Annotated in this window: 20 protein-coding genes and 1 tRNA gene; 13 read left to right on the top strand and 8 right to left on the bottom strand. The window is 62.3% G+C overall.

The window, feature by feature from the left end; translation table 11 throughout:
• Nucleotides 1–35 precede the first annotated feature (35 nt).
• Complete coding sequence (locus EGH25_RS03215; protein WP_266086153.1) at nt 36–1,268, bottom strand: MBL fold metallo-hydrolase; 1,233 nt, start codon at nt 1,266–1,268, stop codon at nt 36–38.
• 113 nt (nt 1,269–1,381) lie between these two features.
• Between EGH25_RS03215 and EGH25_RS03210 the strand changes: the two genes are divergently transcribed.
• The 4 genes from EGH25_RS03210 to trpA all read left to right on the top strand — a co-directional run bounded on the left by EGH25_RS03210 (nt 1,382) and on the right by trpA (nt 5,295).
• Nucleotides 1,382–2,266 carry a hypothetical protein gene (locus EGH25_RS03210; protein WP_266086151.1) on the top strand — a complete coding sequence of 295 codons (885 nt, stop codon included), beginning with the start codon at nt 1,382–1,384 and terminating at the stop codon, nt 2,264–2,266.
• A gap of 246 nt (nt 2,267–2,512) precedes the next feature.
• Nucleotides 2,513–3,256 carry an indole-3-glycerol-phosphate synthase gene (locus tag EGH25_RS03205; protein WP_266086150.1) on the top strand — a complete coding sequence of 248 codons (744 nt, stop codon included), beginning with the start codon at nt 2,513–2,515 and terminating at the stop codon, nt 3,254–3,256.
• A 48-nt stretch (nt 3,257–3,304) separates the two neighbouring features.
• The gene (gene trpB / locus EGH25_RS03200) at nt 3,305–4,510 is read left to right on the top strand and encodes a tryptophan synthase subunit beta (protein WP_266086149.1); all 1,206 of its coding nucleotides are present in this window, start codon (nt 3,305–3,307) and stop codon (nt 4,508–4,510) included.
• Nucleotides 4,510–5,295 (top strand): tryptophan synthase subunit alpha, encoded by a 786-nt coding sequence (gene trpA, locus EGH25_RS03195; RefSeq protein ID WP_266086147.1) that lies wholly within the window; start codon nt 4,510–4,512, stop codon nt 5,293–5,295. Before trpB ends, trpA begins: the two co-directional genes overlap by 1 nt.
• Here trpA and EGH25_RS03190 read toward each other — a convergent pair.
• Nucleotides 5,259–6,470 carry an inorganic phosphate transporter gene (locus EGH25_RS03190; RefSeq protein WP_420841082.1) on the bottom strand — a complete coding sequence of 404 codons (1,212 nt, stop codon included), beginning with the start codon at nt 6,468–6,470 and terminating at the stop codon, nt 5,259–5,261. The two genes, trpA and EGH25_RS03190, sit on opposite strands and share 37 nt — an antisense overlap.
• A gap of 109 nt (nt 6,471–6,579) precedes the next feature.
• Between EGH25_RS03190 and EGH25_RS03185 the strand changes: the two genes are divergently transcribed.
• Genes EGH25_RS03185 through EGH25_RS03175 form a run of 3 tightly spaced genes read left to right on the top strand, consistent with a single transcriptional unit; the run spans nt 6,580 to nt 7,805 of the window.
• Entirely contained in the window at nt 6,580–6,870 is a 291-nt protein-coding gene (locus EGH25_RS03185; RefSeq protein ID WP_266086146.1) for a 50S ribosomal protein L21e, read from the top strand.
• Nucleotides 6,867–7,217: an RNA polymerase Rpb4 family protein gene (locus EGH25_RS03180; protein ID WP_266086145.1), complete on the top strand. Its 351-nt coding sequence runs from the start codon at nt 6,867–6,869 to the stop codon at nt 7,215–7,217. Before EGH25_RS03185 ends, EGH25_RS03180 begins: the two co-directional genes overlap by 4 nt.
• A gap of 30 nt (nt 7,218–7,247) precedes the next feature.
• Entirely contained in the window at nt 7,248–7,805 is a 558-nt protein-coding gene (locus EGH25_RS03175; RefSeq protein ID WP_266086144.1) for a DUF655 domain-containing protein, read from the top strand.
• Nucleotides 7,806–7,807: 2 nt separating this feature from the next.
• Here the strand turns inward: EGH25_RS03175 and EGH25_RS03170 are convergent, their stop codons facing one another.
• Both EGH25_RS03170 and EGH25_RS03165 read right to left on the bottom strand, forming a co-directional pair.
• Nucleotides 7,808–8,236, bottom strand: a complete 429-nt coding sequence (locus tag EGH25_RS03170; protein ID WP_266086143.1) for a universal stress protein — start codon at nt 8,234–8,236, stop codon at nt 7,808–7,810.
• A 42-nt stretch (nt 8,237–8,278) separates the two neighbouring features.
• On the bottom strand, nt 8,279–8,833 hold the full coding sequence (locus EGH25_RS03165) for a CBS domain-containing protein (RefSeq protein WP_266086141.1): 555 nt from the start codon (nt 8,831–8,833) through the stop codon (nt 8,279–8,281).
• Between the two features lie 97 nt (nt 8,834–8,930).
• On the opposite strand from EGH25_RS03165, the gene EGH25_RS03160 reads away from it, so the two are divergent.
• The gene (locus EGH25_RS03160; protein ID WP_266086139.1) at nt 8,931–9,257 is read left to right on the top strand and encodes a nascent polypeptide-associated complex protein; all 327 of its coding nucleotides are present in this window, start codon (nt 8,931–8,933) and stop codon (nt 9,255–9,257) included.
• Here the strand turns inward: EGH25_RS03160 and EGH25_RS03155 are convergent.
• Nucleotides 9,238–9,762 (bottom strand): tRNA (cytidine(56)-2'-O)-methyltransferase, encoded by a 525-nt coding sequence (locus EGH25_RS03155; RefSeq protein WP_266086137.1) that lies wholly within the window; start codon nt 9,760–9,762, stop codon nt 9,238–9,240. The genes EGH25_RS03160 and EGH25_RS03155 overlap by 20 nt on opposite strands.
• Before the next feature lie 160 nt (nt 9,763–9,922).
• Nucleotides 9,923–9,998, bottom strand: a tRNA-Lys gene (locus tag EGH25_RS03150).
• An 81-nt stretch (nt 9,999–10,079) separates the two neighbouring features.
• On the opposite strand from EGH25_RS03150, the gene EGH25_RS03145 reads away from it, so the two are divergent.
• Genes EGH25_RS03145 through EGH25_RS03135 form a run of 3 tightly spaced genes read left to right on the top strand, consistent with a single transcriptional unit; the run spans nt 10,080 to nt 12,714 of the window.
• Entirely contained in the window at nt 10,080–11,360 is a 1,281-nt protein-coding gene (locus EGH25_RS03145) for a phosphopentomutase/phosphoglucosamine mutase (protein WP_266086136.1), read from the top strand.
• The gene (locus EGH25_RS03140; protein WP_266086135.1) at nt 11,357–12,109 is read left to right on the top strand and encodes an NOP5/NOP56 family protein; all 753 of its coding nucleotides are present in this window, start codon (nt 11,357–11,359) and stop codon (nt 12,107–12,109) included. Before EGH25_RS03145 ends, EGH25_RS03140 begins: the two co-directional genes overlap by 4 nt.
• Nucleotides 12,106–12,714, top strand: a complete 609-nt coding sequence (locus tag EGH25_RS03135; RefSeq protein ID WP_266086133.1) for a fibrillarin-like rRNA/tRNA 2'-O-methyltransferase — start codon at nt 12,106–12,108, stop codon at nt 12,712–12,714. Before EGH25_RS03140 ends, EGH25_RS03135 begins: the two co-directional genes overlap by 4 nt.
• Here the strand turns inward: EGH25_RS03135 and EGH25_RS03130 are convergent.
• A complete protein-coding gene (locus EGH25_RS03130; protein ID WP_266086131.1) occupies nt 12,711–13,637 on the bottom strand; it encodes a branched-chain amino acid transaminase in 927 nt (308 codons plus the stop codon). The two genes, EGH25_RS03135 and EGH25_RS03130, sit on opposite strands and share 4 nt — an antisense overlap.
• Before the next feature lie 79 nt (nt 13,638–13,716).
• Between EGH25_RS03130 and EGH25_RS03125 the strand changes: the two genes are divergently transcribed.
• Nucleotides 13,717–14,541 (top strand): geranylgeranylglycerol-phosphate geranylgeranyltransferase, encoded by an 825-nt coding sequence (locus EGH25_RS03125; RefSeq protein ID WP_266086129.1) that lies wholly within the window; start codon nt 13,717–13,719, stop codon nt 14,539–14,541.
• A 45-nt stretch (nt 14,542–14,586) separates the two neighbouring features.
• Nucleotides 14,587–16,092 carry an RAD55 family ATPase gene (locus EGH25_RS03120; RefSeq protein ID WP_266086127.1) on the top strand — a complete coding sequence of 502 codons (1,506 nt, stop codon included), beginning with the start codon at nt 14,587–14,589 and terminating at the stop codon, nt 16,090–16,092.
• Here EGH25_RS03120 and EGH25_RS03115 read toward each other — a convergent pair.
• Nucleotides 16,089–17,213: a DnaJ C-terminal domain-containing protein gene (locus tag EGH25_RS03115; protein ID WP_266086125.1), complete on the bottom strand. Its 1,125-nt coding sequence runs from the start codon at nt 17,211–17,213 to the stop codon at nt 16,089–16,091. The genes EGH25_RS03120 and EGH25_RS03115 overlap by 4 nt on opposite strands.
• Between the last annotated feature and the right edge of the window lie 3 nt (nt 17,214–17,216).

Below are 17,216 nucleotides of genomic sequence, written 5' to 3'. Positions count from 1 at the left end.
CCCAAGAGCGACGAGCGCAGGGGTGCGCGCGTCGGTCAAACCCCGATCACCTCTCCCGGTTCGGGTACGTCGGCTTCGACGCCGAGTTCTTGGCGCGCCCAGTCTGCGACTGATGTACACGCGTGGTCGTCGCCGTGTACCGCGACGACACGTTCCGCACCCGCATCGACGGCGTCGCGGAGGTAGCCGCGAAGACCCGAACTGTCAGCGTGCGCCGAGAAGTCGTGAAGTTCGACCTGCGCCGACAGGGGTAACGTCGTCCCGTCTATCTCCGCGCGCCCCTGTTCGAGCGCCGTCCGTCCGGGGGTTCCCTCGACCTGATACCCCGTTAGGCATATCTTGTTCGCGGGGTTGTCGTAGATCTCCTTGATGTAGGTCATCGCTGGACCACCCGTCAGCATACCGCTCGTCGTCACGATCGCGCGACCGTCGCCGAGCGCACGCCTCCTACGCGAAGGGTCGACCTTACGCGCGTGGTTGTCGGCGCGTTTGAGCGCATCGGGGTCACGTACGTAGTCGGGATGGTGGCGTAACGTACGCATAACGTCGACACCCATACCGTCGACGTAGCACGGAACGTCGTGCTCCTCCAGAACCATGAGTATCTCCTGTGTGCGTCCGATGGCGAAGACGGGGACGATCACGTCACCGCCCTCGTACAGCGTCTCGCGGACGGAGTCGACAAAACGGCGTTCGAGCGCCTCACGGTCGGTGTGTTCGTGGTCGAAGTACGTCGACTCAACCACGACCGTATCGGATTCGGGCGGCGAGACGGCGGGCGAGAGCAGACGCGTCTGTGTCGTGTTTATGTCGCCCGTGTACAGAAGACGGTCGTCGCCGTCGTCGACCACCACAGAGGCGCTTCCGGGTATATGTCCCGCACCGTGGAGCGTCACGTCGTAGTCGGTGGTTCCGGGCGAGAACGTCGCGCCGTAGCCGCGATCCTCCCACGCCTGCGAGAGACGCATCAGATCCTCGCGCCCGAACCGGCGTGTCCCAAGCTTCAACGTGTCCTCGCCGAGCGTACGGGCGAGTTCACGTGTCACAGGAGTTCCGTAGACGGGCGGAAAGCCGCTCATGAGCGTGGGTAGAGCGCCGACGTGGTCGAGATGTCCGTGCGAGACTACGACAGCGTCGGGCGAGGGTGAAGAGACGGGGTACAGTGTAGGTTCGCCCGTCTTGACGCCGAAGTCAAGGAGAAGGTTGTCGCCGACGAGTACGGCGCTACGTCCGACCTCACACGCGCCGCCGAGGAAGCTTAGTCTCATACCTATCGGTCGTCTTGTGCGTGCATTAAACCGTCGTTAGGCGGGACGGGTAACGCAAAGACGCCTTTTGGCTTACCCAAGCTACTTTTCCGGACGCCGCAAAGGGACAGGTAATGAGGATAAGATACACGGAGATGAGAGGCGCAAAGAGGGTCGTCGCGTGTGTCGCAGTCGCCGTTCTCGTCGTATCGACGGGATGCATCGGCGGCGGAGAGGCGGACGTCGGTGCGAAGATAACGCCGGACGTCGAACCCGCGGACACCGAAGCGACGGGGGATGATATACTGACGTCGGCTCTCGACACCGCCGAAGGGGCGGATACGTACCGCGTCGAGTCCGAGACACGTATGGATCTCGCCTCCTTCTTCGGTATCTCGATGAACATGAACACCACAGGGGAGTTCGACGAGGAGGATAACGTATCCCACACGCAGTCCGAAGGCGGGAGCGGTGCCGAACTCCTCGGTATGTCGGGAGGCGAGGCGTTCGAGACGGAGGTCTACCGCACGGGGGACGCGAGGTACACGGTTAGGACGAACGGTACCGACGAAACGGGTGAGGTGAACCGCACCGCACCGGGCGAACCCCTCAGCCCCGGTGCGGACTACCTCGTCGACACAGTTGAGGGCGCGGACGCGACGGTCGAAGGCGTCGGCGAGGTCGGAGGGGAAGAGGCGTACGTACTGTCGCTCGACCTCGGCGTCGGTTCGCTCGGATCCGCATTCTCGCGCGCTATTGAAGACAACGGTCCCGCGAGGTTCGGTGACGGCGAACAGGGTGGCGATCCGTCCGAAGGCTCTGTCAACACGTCGGAAGCCTACCTCTGGGTCGACCGTGAGACAAGCCGCCCGCTCAGGTTCGCGTACCTCCTGAACCTACGTTTCGAGGGCGACGGCGAGGACGAGGTGAGCGGGTCGATGGAGATATTCGGCGACACGAGGTACACGGGGTACGGGGAAGGTATCGAGGTGGGGATCCCTGAGAGGTTCGGGAGATGAGGGAAGACGCCGGTCAGACGGTTCGGTGATACGTGAGAACGACCGGATGTCACGTATCTGAGAGGGTATATCTACAGTCGGCAAGTCACCGAAGAACCGCGGTTCTGTGCGGTGAACACACCACGAAGGACGCGTCTTCCCCCACCTGATCCGTAGGTTACGTCTTAACTACGGTGTGTTACACGTCCATCCGAACCACCAACACACGACCGAAGACGTTTCAACCGCGCCCGCGTACGTCACCGCATGCATCCGGACGTACGTGAGATACTCGAAGACGCCGAGGAACGCGCAGAGAGCGCCGAAAGGGCGTTCGACACCGTGGATCCGCGTGACTTCATCGGCGCAGTTGAGGAGACGAAGGAGGCAGGGCGCGTCCCCGTGGTCGCGGAGGTAAAGCCGACATCACCGACGACAGAGGGTACCGTGGCGCTCGACCCTGCGGAGACGGCGCGGGAGATGGTCGCAGGCGGCGCGACGGCGGTTTCCGTACTCACCGAACCCCGACGTTTCGGCGGTTCGGCGGACGCCCTGCGCGAGGTGCGTGAGGCGGTCGATGTACCCGTCCTGCGTAAGGACTTCGTGGTCGATGAGGCGCAGATACGCGAGGTGCGCGCTGACCTTCTGCTTCTCATAACCGCTTTCGTCGACGATCTCGGCGGTCTCGTCGACGAAGCGCGTTCAGCGGGGTTCGAACCTCTCGTTGAGACGCATACGCGCGACGAACTCGAAACTGCGCTCCGAACCGGTGCGCGCGTGATCGGCGTCAACAGCCGCGACCTCCGGCGGTTGGAGGTCGATCTTGGACGCGCAGAGGAACTCCTTCCGACTGTGCCCGACGACCGTGTCGGTGTGGCGGAAAGCGGTATGGAGAAACCGGAGGATGTCCGTAGGATGATCGACGCGGGCGCTGACGCCGTACTCGTCGGAACCGCCATCACACGCGCCGACGACGTACGCGAGAAGACGCGCGAACTCGTCGAGGCGTAGGCACGGAACGTAAGCTTAATGAACATGTCTGCACATTAATGTACAAAGATGAGCAAAGGTAAGTTCGAAGGCTACGGTGGACAGTACGTCCCCGAAGCGATAATGCCCGCGATAGACGAGTTAGAGGAGGCGTACGAGGAGTACCTGAACGACGACGGCTTCCTCAACGAACTCGACGCGAAGCTAAGGGACTACGGCGGACGCCCGACTGCGTTCTACCACGCGCCACAGCTGAGCGAGCGTGTAGGGACGAAGGTCTACCTCAAACGCGACGAACTCCTCCACGGAGGGGCGCACAAGCTCAACAACGCGCTCGGACAGGTTCTCCTCGCCAAGAAGATGGGGAAGGAGCGTATAATAGCCGAGACGGGCGCGGGACAGCACGGCACGGCGACCGCGATGGCGTCCGCGGCGCTCAACATGGACTGCGAGGTCTACATGGGTGCGAAGGATATGGAGAGACAGCGCCCAAACGTCTTCCGTATGCGTCTCATGGGCGCCACCGTCACACCCGTCGAAACGGGGAGCGCGACCCTCAAGGACGCTATAAACGAGACGATGCGCGACTGGGCGACGAACGTCGAGGATACGCATTACGTCATAGGTAGCGTCGTGGGTCCCCATCCGTTCCCCGCGATGGTTAGGGACTTCCAGAGCGTAATCGGACGCGAGATACGTGAGCAGTCGATGGAGGCGGAGGGACGCCTGCCCGACTCTATCGTTGCGTGTGCGGGGGGCGGTTCAAACACGATGGGGGCGTTCTACGAGTTCATAGACGACGAGGAGGTGGAGCTACACGCCGTCGAGGCGGGCGGTTCATCGCTCGAAACCGACGACGAGCGCGCGCCCAACTCGGCGTCGCTCAACATAGGTGACGATGGCGTTCTGCACGGGGCGCGCACCAAGATACTCCAGAACGACGAGGGTCAGATACTTGAGAGCCATTCGCTGTCGGCGGGTCTCGACTACTCCGGGGTAGGTCCCGAACTCGCCGCTCTCGTAGACGAAGGACGCGTCAAACCCGCGACGGCGGACGACGACGAGGCTATGAACGCGTTTCAGATTCTGTCGGAGGACGAAGGTATCATACCCGCGCTCGAACCCAGTCACGCCGTCGCACACGTACTGCGTGAAGGCGACTCGCTCGGCGACTACGTCGTCATAAACCTCTGCGGACGCGGCGACAAGGATCTCGAAACCGCGATGGAGAGCATAGGTATGGATATGGACGTGGGCTTCGGAGAGGGTGCGTAATGCTCGAACTGCCCGACGAACCCGCTCTCATACCGTACTTCGTCGCGGGGTATCCGTCAGTAGAGTCGACGCCCGACGCAATCGAGGCGTTCGGGGAAGGCGGAGCGGATGTTGTCGAGGTCGGTCTGCCGTTCAGCGAGCCTATCGCCGACGGACCGACGATACAGAACGCCATCACGCGCGCGCTTCAGAACGGTATGACACCCGATGTCTACTTCGACAAGATCGGCGAGGCGGACGTCGACATACCCCTCGTCTGTATGACATACTACAACCTCATAATGAAACGCGGCGTCGACAAGTTCGTACGCGACTGTAAGAGCGTAGGCATCGAAGGTATCATAGTACCCGACCTTCCCGTTGACGAGTCGGATGCTCTGTACGAGGCGTGCGAGGAACACGGCGTCAGCCTCGTCTTTATCGTCGCGCCCACGACGACCGACGACCGTCTCGAACGTATCATGGAACGCGTTTCGGGCTTCGTATACGTACAGGCGCGTCTCGGAACGACGGGGGCGCGCGACGACGTATCAGGGGCGACGTACGACGTCCTCAGACGCGTCGAGGGGTACGACGTCCCGAAGGCTGTCGGCTTCGGTGTTTCAAAGGGCGAACACGCGCGTGAGATCGTACGCGGGGGCGCGGACGCCGTCGTGGCGGGAAGCGTCTTCGTCGAAGGCATGGAGGACGGCATCGAGGAGATCGGGCAGAAGGCGCGCGAACTCAAACAGGGCGCTCTCGAAGGTGGTCAGGAAGCGCCGAAGAGCGACGAAAGTAACGTGTAGAGTCCGTACGACGTAACCAGCGCCGCGGCGAGCGACAGTAGCCAGACGCCGACCGTATAGCCGACCTTCTTCGACGAAACACCCGACGAACCTTCGACGAGACCGCTACCGATAAGGCTCGAAATCACGACCTCGTTCGCCGAGATGGGGAGACCGAGCGTGATCGCCGCCTGAGTGATGAGGAACGAGGGTACGAGCGCAGAGATAGAGCGGCGTACACCCAGCTCGGAGTACTCGCGCGAAACCGCCTGCACGACACGTGGCGCGCCCGTCCATGCGCCGAGTAGGAGCGCGACGGCACCGAAGCCAAGGAGGTAGACGGTCGACAGGCTGAGATCGTCGTTGAACAAGGTTTCGAGAGGACCCGTCGCCAATCCGACCTGCGAACCGCCCGACGAGAAGACGACGAGTGCTCCGAGAACCACGAGAAAGCTCCTGACGCCGTTCTCGACCGACCGCGCGACGGAACGCCGTACCACGCCCGCGACGGCTAGACCGAGGGCGACGGAGAAGACGAGCGCAACCGCGTTGTAGCCGAGGACGGACGGCGCGTCCAAGCCCACCGCCTCGGCGACGTACCGCGCCGGGGTTCCTTGGGAGCGTACCGGGTCGGGTATGAACGAGAAACGCATGTTCGCGACCGTAGCCCCCGTCACGAAGCCGAGAGCGGGTACGCCGACGGTTTCGGGTAGTGAGTCGAGACGTAGGACCGTAGCCGTTGCGAAACCGATAAAGCCGCCGACGAAAGGTATAGCGAGCCAGAAGACGGCGATGTTGGTGTAGGTTGAGTACGCGGGCGCCCCTCCGAGAGCGAGACCCGCGCCTATCATAGCGCCCGTGACGGTGAAAGCCGCGGGGATCGGATAGCCGCGTCTGTTGCCGACCGTAATGAACGTCGCGGCTGTGAGAAGACCCGACGCCGCCGAGAGAGGCGTGATACTGACGTTGCTTATCAGATCGTTTCCGACCGTCTCGGAGATGCTCGCGCCCTGTAGGACGGCACCGAGGAAGCCGAAGACGCCGACGAGCAAGGCGGCGCGCATCACCGGTATCGCGTTCGCGCCGACGGCGGGTGCGAAAGGCGGCGAGTTCGAGTTAGCCCCGATAGTCCACGCCATGAAGAAGCCGGCGGCGAGGGCGATTCCAACGACGGCTAACACCGCCACCGTATCCACCTCCGCCTTTCCATCTTAGACATCGTGTTCCGTCCGTGTGTAAAGGGCTGTCGGCTTGCGTGCGTTTGTCTACGAAAAGCCTTATGTCGTATCCCAACCACCTGTCCGTATGCCCAACTCGAAAGGTAACAGAGCGGATACGAGGAACAAGCTCAGCAACCCCGTGAGGGAGCAGGGTGCGAGTCCTCCGAGCGGTGCGGTGCGCGAGTTTGACGAAGGACAGAAGGTACATATAAAGATAGACCCAAGCGTTCCGGACGGACGTCCCGACCCCAAGTTTCAGGGACGGACAGGATCGGTCGTCGGGGAGCAGGGGCGCGCGTACGAGGTCGAGATAAACGACGGCGACGCGCGTAAGACGGTCTTCGTGCGTCCCCAGCACCTTGTCGAGCAAGGATGATAGTCAAGGAGAAGCTCGACGAGGAGTACGTGACCGTCTCCGAGGTTAAGGAGACGCTCAACGAGATCGCCGACGACCGCGCCGACGAGGATCGGGAGATGGCGTACGAGCTACGCCGTTCGCTCGAACACGTCAACGAGTTCGCCGTCCTTGACACCGACGAGGCGGAGGAGCTACTCGGTACTCTCGTTGAGTTCGAGGCTGTCGACGACTTCGTGGCGCACAAGATAGTCGACCTACTCCCCCGGAACCGCGACGAACTCCGGTCGGTCTACGCAAAGGAACGTTACTCGCTTGACTCCGACGAGATGGACGAGATACTCAACGCCGTCGCCAAGTATAGGTAGCAAGAGTTCTTAGAAAAAGAAGGTGTCAGAATGTCAGACAAGGACTCGGACAGGGAGGAGTACGTCTACGTACTCGACTACATGCCTACGGGGCGCTCGGAGGACAGGGCGAGCGATGAACCACTTGCTCAGGCTCTCGGCGTCGACGGCTTCACGCTCCTAGAGATTCTTCCTAAGAAGGACGCAGACGTAACTATCGGTGACCGTCTCTACGTCGGCGATGAAGAGCGCGAGCGCGTCGACCGCGTCAAGCAACGTATAGAGTACACGGGTCTCACACAGGGCTCTCAGATGGAGCTTGAGTACGCCGTCAAGGACATCGTTGAGGAGGACGAGGAACGTTTCCTCGACTTCTTCAACGAGGCGGGTTCGGTCACCATACGTATGCATCAGCTTGATCTCCTCCCCGGCGTGGGTGAGAAGATACGTAACACGGTGCTTGATGAGCGCAAGTACGACGAGTTCGAGAGCTACGACGATCTTGAGGATCGCGTAAGCGGCTTCCACGACCCTGCGGGGGTTCTCGTCGACCGTATTCTGCAGGAGATAGACGGCGGCGACGTCAAGTACAAGCTCTTCGTGCGTTAGTGCTAACGAACCGTCAGCACGGGTACGTCGGAGACGTAGACGACGTTTGTAGAGACGCCGCCGAGAAGACGGTCGCGTAGGCTCTTCTCCGACCTTCCGCGCGAACCTACGACGATAACGTCAACCTCGTTCTCGTCGGCGTACTCGATTATCACCTCGTGAGGGACGCGCTGTTCGACGTGCGTCACGGAGTCGACGCCCTCTGCGCGCGCTCGGTCGGCGACCTTCTCGACGAGTTCTTCACCGGTCTCCTCTGCGTCGTGGACGAGTTCACCGACGCTATCGGAGGAAATGACATCGGTTATTCCGGGCGCGACGGCGTGAACGACATGAAGGGTCGCGCCGAACTCCGACGCCAGCGCAACGGCGTGGTCGGCGGCGCGTTCGGCTGTCTCGCTACCGTCGGTGGCAAGCAGTATACCGTCGTACATGCGGTGTCGTACGGACGCGCCTCATATAGATGCGGCGGAGGCTCAGTCCGAACCGACGTACGCCGCAAGGTCTGCGTCGGTGATGATACCCGCAACCTTCCCCTCGCGCGTGACGAGGACGGCGCTGGAGTGATCGAGAAGACGTGAGACGGTAGAGAGGTCAGCGTCGGGGGATATCGTCGGGAACGACTCGCCCATTATATCCTCGACGGGCGCGTGCGGCAGGTCTTCGGTCTGTGAACGCGCACGCGCCACGGTTGCGTCGCTCGTCGAACCGACGGGGACGCCGTCCTTGACGACGGGAAGCTGAGAGAACTGGGCGTCCTGCATCGTCTCGACGGCGTCGCGTACAGTATCGTCGGGTGCGACGGAGATGACGCCGTCGCTCATCAGATCGTCGGCTGTCACCACGTCCTCCTCTGCGGTCTCGAAGACCTCGACTATACGCGAGACGGTAGAGAGGCGCGGATCCACGTCGCCGTTCTCTATACGTGCGATCAGCGGCTGTGAAACACCTGCGCTGTCGGCGAGTTCGCTCTGTGTCATACCGAGCGACTTCCGTTTTTCCTTGAGATCCTCAGGTGTAGGTATCTCCATTGTATAACCGGTAGTAATCAAGACGTTTAAGCTTAACGCGACGCAAGTAAAGGGCGTCACCGTTCGTTTTTTGTTCCTGCGATACGAACCGTCGCGTATGTTCGGAGGAGGAGGAGACTCCAGACGGATGAAGAAGATGATGAACCAGATGGGCGTCGATATGGAGGAGATAGAAGGCGTCGAAGAGGTCGTAATCAAGACGGGTACGAAGGAGATCGTTATCGACGACGCGGACGTTAACTCGATAGAGGCGCAGGGTCAGAAGACGTATCAGGTCGTCGGTGAGTCGCGCGAGCGGTCGCGCGTCGACGACGAGGACGTTTCTCTCGTCGCAGAGCAGGCGGATGTCGATGAGGACGATGCGCGCGAAGCACTCAAGACCACCGATAGGGATCTCGCCGCGGCTATCGAGAGTCTCGAATAGACCTCGTTTCCTTTCCGCTTGCCGACGGTACGACCTCTACCTCACCGCCGGCGAAACGGGCTTCAAGCTCTTCGCCGCCGAAGTACTCGTGGAGAAACACGGCGAGAGCCGCGACCTCCGAATGCGGCTGGTTGGTGACGCCGACGTTGTAGTCCGCCTCCTCGTAGACCCAGCCGTCGACCTTTCCCGCACCCACGACGGCGAGGACGGGTTCTTCACGTACGTCGTCGATTACGTCCTGTACGGGTTCGCCGTACATCGTAAGATGCGCGACGTTGCCGTCGAAGTCACGTACGACGGAACGCGGCGACCCTACGGTGTCGGCTTCGAACCCTCCGCCGAAACGCCGTGTGACCTCGCGCGCCGTCCCGACGGGTCCGGTGCCCTTACCGTCGACGTGTACCGCCTCAGCGCCGAGAGCGCGCGCCGTGAGACAGACATGGGTCGTCAGACGTTCGTCGCGCTCCGGACGGTGACCGAGACGTAGTACCTCTGCGCGTTCCACGTTCGGCGTAGCGCGGGCGTCGGGTTACGTCTTGCGGTAGGACAGAGGATCTTTCTCTACGGGTCGGGGGGTTCGAACAACGGTTACTTCACTCGTTTCTCTCGTCCGTTCTCTGGTTCAAATCCCATCAGTCCACTCCTTTCGTAAAACACGGTTCGTACGGGCCGGGAGGGATTTGAACCCTCGGTCATCGGGTTAAAAGCCCGATGCTTTAAGCCGGACTAAGCTACCGGCCCCTTTCGAGTACGGATAGGGGCGTCGGGCTAATCTGTCTTTCCCTTCGCAGGCTTGATAACGGCGGTGCGCTTACGTCGACCATGTTCGGAACGAGCGGCGTCCGTGGCGTCGTCGGAGAGAAGATAACGACCGACCTTGCTCTGCGTATAGGCGCGGCGGTGGGTGAGGACGCCGACACGGTTACTGTCGGACGGGATACGCGTGTCACGGGAAAGGCGCTCGAAGACGGCGTCGTCGCAGGTGTTCTATCGGCGGGTGCGGATGCCGAACGCGTCGGTATAGCCCCGACGCCGTCGGTGGTGCGCCACGCCGACGACACGGCGCTCGTCGTGACGGCGTCACACAACCCGCCGGAGTACAACGGTTTTAAGCCGTGGAACGCCGACGGGACGGCGTACGACGGTGAACAGCGCGGTGTCGTCGAGGAACGCGTCGAATCCGGCGCATCTTCGGTCGACGCAGAGTCGTTCGGCGAGGAGAGGCGTTTCGACGGTGTTCTACGTGAACACGGGGACGCCGTCGTCGATGCCGTCGCTGAGGCGGACGTCCGTGTCGTCGTCGACGGTGCGGGCGGGGCGGGTTCACGTATCACGCCGCGCGTCCTGCGCCGTCTTGGATGCGACGTCGTGACGGTCAACTGCGAGTACGACGGAAGCTTCTCCGCGCGCCTACCCGAACCGACCGACGAGAACCTCGACGATCTGAAGGATGCCGTCGTCGCGTACGACGCGGAGTTGGGGTTGGCGCACGACGGCGACGCCGACCGTGTCGCTGTGGTTGACTCGTCGGGCGAGTACGTCGAACCCGACTCTCTTATGGCTCTTTTTGCGCGTTTCGAGGGTGCGGACGAGGTCGTCGCGCCCGTCAATACGAGTACGGTCGTCGACGAGGTTGCGGACGTGCGCCGTACCGCCGTCGGGGACGTAAACGTCGCCGCGGAGCTAAAGCAGAACGGCGGCGGCTTCGGCGGCGAACCGAGCAACAACTGGATATTCCCCGATGAGACGTTGTGCCCCGACGGCGTCCTCGCGTCAGCGAAGGTCTGCGCGCTCGCCACCGAGGAGCCGTTGCGCCGACAGATAGACGCCCTCCCTCCGCGGTTCGTACGCCGCGGTAACTTCGGTGTTGCCGACGAGGACAAGCCGTGCGTCATGGACGGTGTTGGGGAACAGGCACGCGACGAGTACGGCGACTACAGCGCCGTCGACGGTGTGCGTGTCGGCGTAGACGGCGGCTGGTTCCTGATACGTCCAAGCGGTACGGAGCCGAAGGTGCGTGTGACGGCTGAAGGAGAGACGGAGGAACGCGCAGACGAGGTTTACGAAACGGCAACGTCCCTGCTAGAGGAGGCGATTGCGTGACGTGGTACGAACGCGGGACGGACGCCGACGCCGTTACTGAGGAGCTTGACGAAGGGGGCGAACCCGATGCGCGTGACCTACCCGGAGACGCGGTTGAGTCAGGCGTCTTCGGGACGCGTGACGGCTACTACGACGCCTTGCACCAAGCGACCGTGGAGGGGGCGCGCCGGCGCGTCGACGAAGCCGTCGACACGGCGGAACGCGACGTAATAAACGCCGTACGTACGCTCGAAACCGTCGGCGATAGCCTAAACGAACTCGACGAGCGGACGCGCGACTGGCGCGAGGAGACCGACAGGGTTCCCGTCGAAGGAGTCGTCGAGGGGCGTAACGCGCTCGAAGAGACGCGCGACGAGACACGCGGCTTTATCGAGGAACGCACGCCCGAACTCGCACCCAACCTGTCGAACCTCGCGGATCCCGTACTCGCGGCGCGCCTCATCGCCCTTGCCGGCGGACTCGACGAACTCGCACGTATGCCGAGTAGTACCGTACAGGTACTGGGTGCCGAGGACGCCCTTTTCCGCCATCTACGCGGCGACGCACCGCCGCCCAAGCACGGTGTAATCTACGTCCATCCGTACGTCCGCGGAACGAGGGAGGACGAACGCGGAAGCGCGGCGCGCGCCGTAGCGGGGAAGCTGACGATAGCGGCGCGCGTCGACCGTTACGCGGGCGACCTGCGCCCCCAACTCGCCGACGAACTCGATGAGAAGATGGAACGTATACAGGGACGTGATGACGGATGACCGTAGGGTGGGTTGATGTCGACGGCGAACGGTATCCGGCGACAGACGGCGAGAAGGTACGTGACGAGCGTGTCGTCGACGGTCTGCGTCTATGGCACCCGCGGAGGAGCAAGGCGTCTGCAGCGCTTGTCAAGGGTGTAGATATACCGCTCGAAGACGCGCGTGTACTGTACCTCGGCGGCGGCGCAGGCACGACGCCGTCGTACTTTGCGGATGCCGCACGCGCCGTATACGCCGTCGAGTTCGCGCCGAGTCCCGCGTCACGTCTCGTGGACGTTGCGGGGACACGCGATCGCCTTTTCCCCGTCTTCGCCGACGCACGGAAGCCGTCGGTCTACGCGGGCATCGTAGAAGGCGTCGACGTTCTGTATCAGGACGTTGCGACGCGCGGACAGGCGGACGTAGCGGTTAAGAACGCGCCGTTCGTCCGCGACGGCGGACGTGTCTACGTCGTCGTCAAGGCGAGGAGCGAGGACGTGACTGCGGAACCCGAGGAGAAGTACGAGGAGGTCGCGGACAGGATGGAGGACGCATACGACGTAGACCGTACGGTCGACCTTTCGCCGTTCTACGACGACCACGCAGTCGTCATCGCGCGACGTTAGACGTAGTCGAGCCAGTCGGTGTAGCCGTCGCGTCTACCCTCGGTGATCTCGAAGAACGTTTCCTGTATCTCCTTCGTGACAGGACCGCGTCCGTCTTCACGTACCTGACGGTCGTCGACGCTCCGTATCGGCGTGACCTCCGCGGCGGTTCCCGTAAAGAACAGTTCGTCCGCGGTGTAGAGTTCGCTACGTGAGATACGTTTTTCGACGACCTCGTATCCGAGATCTTCGGCGACATCCATGACACACTGACGCGTTATACCGTCCAAGATGCTCGAATCCACAGGAGTGGTGTACAGCGTACCGTCGTTGACCATGAAGACGTTCTCGCCGGGACCCTCGGAGACACTACCCTCCTTGTCGAGCAGTATCGCCTCCGTATAGCCGTTCGACTTGGCTTCGAGCGACGCCATGATCGAGTTTACGTACGCACCCGTGATCTTCGCCGTCGTGGGTATCTGTGACGAATGGTGCTTGCGCCACGACGAGACAGCTACATCGACGCCGTTGTTTATTGCGTCCTCGCCGAGGTACGCGCCCCAGGGCCAGACCGCGATGGCGGTACGGACGGGACAGCCCTTCGGGTTCAGACCGAGTTCGTCGTATCCGTAGAAGACGATAGGGCGTATGTAGCACGAGTCGAGTTCGTTCTCACGTATGAGTTCGCGTGTCGCCTCTACGAGTTCGCCGACCGTATACTCCATCCCGATACCGAGCGCCTTTGCGCTGTCGGCGAGGCGTTCGTAATGTTCGCGGTGGCGGAAGACAGCGGGTCCGTCGACGGTGTCGTAGCACCTTACGCCCTCGAAGACTCCGCTCCCGTAATGGACGACGTGCGAAAGTACGTGTATCTGAGCCTCGTCCCAGTCGACGAGTTCGCCGTCCATCCATATCTTGTCCACGTCGAGTTCGTCCAACGACATGTTCATACTGTGGGCGCGTTACGTTATATAACCCACGTTGCACCGAAGCGTTGATGCGCACCGCACGACACGTCGGTGCGTGAAAGAGAAGGTCGTCGCCGCGCTCGAACTCACGCGTCCGACGAACGCAGGAGTGGGTGCGCTCGGTGCGGCGGTCGGCGGATACGTCGGCGGCTCGCTCGGCGTACCCGTGGCTGTCGCGGCGGTCGTGACGGCTTTCGGAACCGGCGCGGGGAACGCCGTCAACGACTACTACGACGCCGACATAGACGCCGTAAACCGCCCCGACCGTCCTGTTCCGAGCGGTAGGATCTCGCGTCGCGGTGCCGCCTTCGTCTCCGCCGCACTGTTCGCCGCGGCGCTCGTTCTGACCGTCGCCCTCCTGCCGCTCCTCGCCGTCGGTATCGGCGTCGTCAACCTCGTCGTTCTCGTCGTCTACTCGTCACATCTCAAACGTATGCCTCTCGTCGGAAACGTCGCCGTGGCGTACCTCGCGGGGAGCGCCTTCCTGTTCGGGGGCGCGGCGGCGGAAGGCGTCAGGTACACCGTCGTCCTGTTCTTCCTCGCCGGACTCGTCAACCTCGGACGTGAGATAGTCAAGGACGTCGAGGATGTCGAGGGTGACGCCGCCGAGGGGGCGCGTACCTTACCCGTTGTCTACGGCGAGCGCCGTGCGGTTCTACTCGCCACGGCTTCCGTACTCGTCGCCGTCGGTCTTAGCCCCGCGCCGTACTTCGTATTCGACGGCTTCGGTACGGCGTACCTCGTAGCCGTCGCCACCGCGGACGTGGTGCTTCTCGAAGGTGTACGACGGTCGTGGAAATCACCTTCGTCGGGGCAGAAGCTACTCAAGACAGCTATGTTCGTCGCTCTCGTCGCCTTCATCGCGGGACGCGCCGTCTGATTCGAGGCGTGGAAATATATACCTCGGCGTTTTTGTAACAGTAAGATGGTACGAACCACCGAACCGAACCGCGTCTCGTCAGGTGTGGAGATGCTCGACAAGATGCTCGGCGGCGGTATACCCGAGGAGCGGTCTGTGCTCGTCACGGGCGGACCGGGTACGGGTAAGAGCACCTTAGGTATGGGTTTCCTTCAGGAGGGTCTAGAGAACGGCGACGAATGTCTTTTCGTCAGCACCGAGCAGACGGTCGAAGAGCTACGTGACTCGTTCGGATCCTTCGACTTCGAACTTGATCACGACAGCCTCAGCGTCGCCTCGGTACACGCGAAGCCGGGTAGGACGCTCGAAAGCGACGAGGACGAACTCGTTCTACGTGCGCTGGGTGACGAGGCGGGGTTCGTCGAGGGCTTCGACGCCCCGTTTACGTCGGAGTACATCACGGAGTACCTAAGGGAGTTCGCGCCGTGCGACCGTGTCGTCCTCGACAGCGCCTCAGGTCTGCGAGCGGTGAGCGAAAACGCCGAGATTTTCCGTCGGACGACTCTCGACCTGATACGTCTCTTCACCGACGAGATGGAGGCGACGTCTCTGTTCACCATTGAGGACGTATACTCAGACGGGGACACGAACCCACTCAGGTTTACGACACACGGAGTCGTGCGTCTCTGGGGCGAGGAGATAGCCGACGACCCGCACCGGTTCCTGCGCATCACCAAGATGCGCGGGGTAGACCACGACAGACGCCGTGTCGAGGTCGAGTTCGGTGACAAAGGTGTGACACTGTCCCCCAAACGCCGTTCCCAGCCGCCCGCGCTCAAACAGCACGAACACGTCTCGGTCGGGGTCGGAGGTCTCGACAAGCTGTGCGGGGGCGGTATCATACGTGGAGGGACGGTGCTTCTAAAGCACGACGGATACGCCAACCTTGCGTCGATACTCGGCTCGTTCGTCTCGACGGCTGTGGAAGGCGGCTACACGCTCGTCCTCCTCCCGACGACGCATCTGACACCGGCGCGCGTCGGCTCCGTCTTGGAAGGGACGGATACCTCCGTAGACGAACTCCTTAGGGACGATCGGCTGTTCGCACTCGACATGACGGGTTCGTGGAGCGGGTTCGCGGAAAGCGACAACGTGAGGGGAGCGACCGACGACGTTGGCGACGTTGTTTCGTTCTTCCGTAACGCGGACGGAGGCGGCGAGGCAGGCACGTTTGCGATCGCAAAAACAGGTACGGCGGTTCACCGGCTCGGACCCGGCGGCGCGCGTGAGCTACAGCATTTCCAAGAGACGGAGACGGGAGAGGAGGATGTCGTCGTCAACGTCCACAACCCGTCTGTGACCGACAGCCGTATCTCAGGCTTCTTCGTCGATACCGCGGAGCAGGTTCTCGAAACGCGTGTCCTCGACGACGGTCTCCAGTACCTCACCCTGAGAAAGTCGCCCTGCGGATTCGTGGGAAGTACGTCGCTCGTCGAGTTCCGTGAGGATCCCCCTTACTTCCGTGTACAGGATCCGCCGAAGGAGCGCCAAAACCCGATGAGCGTCGATTAGCTGAAGACGCCGCGCTTTAGCTTCTCAAGAAAGCCTTCGTCGTACTCTATCTCGTCACCGCCCGCCGATGCAAACTCGGAGAGAGCCTCGCGCTGTTCGTCGGTAAGATCGGACGGGTTCGGAACCACGACCTCGACACGTACGTACTGATCGCCGCGTCCGCGTCTCTGCATACGTGGAATACCACGGTCGGATAGACGGAAGGTTTCGCCGCTACGTGTTCCCGCGGAAACCTCCATGTCGACCTCGCCTTCGAGTGTAGGAACCGTAACCGTGTCGCCGAAGACGGCCTGCGGGAACGAGACGGGGTGTGCGTAGTAGACATCAGCGCCGTCGCGTTCGAAGATGTCGTGCTCCTCAACCCTAACCTCAATATGTATCTCGGTACCCGCGTCACGGAGACGTAGCGTCGTCCCGTCCTCGACGCCCGCAGGTATCTCGACGGTGCGCGTCACGCGGTCACGCACCTCTCCATCGCCGGCACAGTCGCCACAGGCTTCGTCGTACGCCGTTCCGCTACCGCCACAGTCGGGGCATTCGGTAACCGTCGTCGCCTGTCCGAAAGGCGTGCGCTGGCGCTGTTCGACGCGTCCCGAACCGCCGCACGTGCCACACCGACGTGCGTTAGAAGGCTCCGCCGCGCCGGTTCCGTCGCACGTACCGCATTCGGCGGTCGTGGTGTACGTAACCTCCTTCTCGGCACCCTCGTACACGTCTTCGAGCGTGACGGTGACGGATGTCTTGGCGTCGGGTCCGCCACCGCCGCCGAAGCCACCGCCGAACAGGTCGTCGAAGATATCTCCGAGACCGCCGCCTCCTCCCATACCGCCGCGTGAGCGTCCGCCTCCTGTACCCGCGCCGGCACCCGCCTCGGAGGGATCGAAGCCCTGTTTCTCCGCCTGCTTGAACCTGTCGTGCCCCATCTGGTCGTACGCCTCGCGTTTCTCCTCGTCGCCCAAAACCTCGTACGCCTCCTGTATCTCCTTGAAACGTTCCTGAGCGTTCTCGTGGTCGCTCGCGTCCGGATGGTACTCGCGCGCCTTCTCGCGGTACGCGCTCTTCACCTCGTCCTGCGAGGCGTCGCGGTCGACACCGAGTGCGTCGTAGTAGTCCCGAGCCATCAG

It is taken from the genome of Halorutilus salinus, assembly GCF_026242195.1.
GTDB classification, from domain to species: Archaea; Halobacteriota; Halobacteria; order Halobacteriales; family Halorutilaceae; genus Halorutilus; species Halorutilus salinus.
Note: the sequence above shows the minus strand (reverse complement) of the source record. Positions and strands in the feature narration are given on the sequence as shown.

What these genes read in the sequence shown, in the direction of transcription:
- EGH25_RS03180 (WP_266086145.1), top strand. Translation starts at nt 6,867, where the DNA reads ATGATAGTCAAGGAGAAGCTCGACGAGGAGTACGTGACCGTCTCCGAG.
- EGH25_RS03135 (WP_266086133.1), top strand. Translation starts at nt 12,106, where the DNA reads ATGACCGTAGGGTGGGTTGATGTCGACGGCGAACGGTATCCGGCGACA.
- EGH25_RS03175 (WP_266086144.1), top strand. Translation starts at nt 7,248, where the DNA reads ATGTCAGACAAGGACTCGGACAGGGAGGAGTACGTCTACGTACTCGAC.
- trpA (WP_266086147.1), top strand. Translation starts at nt 4,510, where the DNA reads ATGCTCGAACTGCCCGACGAACCCGCTCTCATACCGTACTTCGTCGCG.
- EGH25_RS03115 (WP_266086125.1), bottom strand. Translation starts at nt 17,213, where the DNA reads ATGGCTCGGGACTACTACGACGCACTCGGTGTCGACCGCGACGCCTCG.
- EGH25_RS03120 (WP_266086127.1), top strand. Translation starts at nt 14,587, where the DNA reads ATGGTACGAACCACCGAACCGAACCGCGTCTCGTCAGGTGTGGAGATG.
- EGH25_RS03165 (WP_266086141.1), bottom strand. Translation starts at nt 8,833, where the DNA reads ATGGAGATACCTACACCTGAGGATCTCAAGGAAAAACGGAAGTCGCTC.
- trpB (WP_266086149.1), top strand. Translation starts at nt 3,305, where the DNA reads ATGAGCAAAGGTAAGTTCGAAGGCTACGGTGGACAGTACGTCCCCGAA.
- EGH25_RS03130 (WP_266086131.1), bottom strand. Translation starts at nt 13,637, where the DNA reads ATGTCGTTGGACGAACTCGACGTGGACAAGATATGGATGGACGGCGAA.
- EGH25_RS03210 (WP_266086151.1), top strand. Translation starts at nt 1,382, where the DNA reads ATGAGGATAAGATACACGGAGATGAGAGGCGCAAAGAGGGTCGTCGCG.
- EGH25_RS03205 (WP_266086150.1), top strand. Translation starts at nt 2,513, where the DNA reads ATGCATCCGGACGTACGTGAGATACTCGAAGACGCCGAGGAACGCGCA.
- EGH25_RS03170 (WP_266086143.1), bottom strand. Translation starts at nt 8,236, where the DNA reads ATGTACGACGGTATACTGCTTGCCACCGACGGTAGCGAGACAGCCGAA.
- EGH25_RS03160 (WP_266086139.1), top strand. Translation starts at nt 8,931, where the DNA reads ATGTTCGGAGGAGGAGGAGACTCCAGACGGATGAAGAAGATGATGAAC.
- EGH25_RS03185 (WP_266086146.1), top strand. Translation starts at nt 6,580, where the DNA reads ATGCCCAACTCGAAAGGTAACAGAGCGGATACGAGGAACAAGCTCAGC.
- EGH25_RS03145 (WP_266086136.1), top strand. Translation starts at nt 10,080, where the DNA reads ATGTTCGGAACGAGCGGCGTCCGTGGCGTCGTCGGAGAGAAGATAACG.
- EGH25_RS03215 (WP_266086153.1), bottom strand. Translation starts at nt 1,268, where the DNA reads ATGAGACTAAGCTTCCTCGGCGGCGCGTGTGAGGTCGGACGTAGCGCC.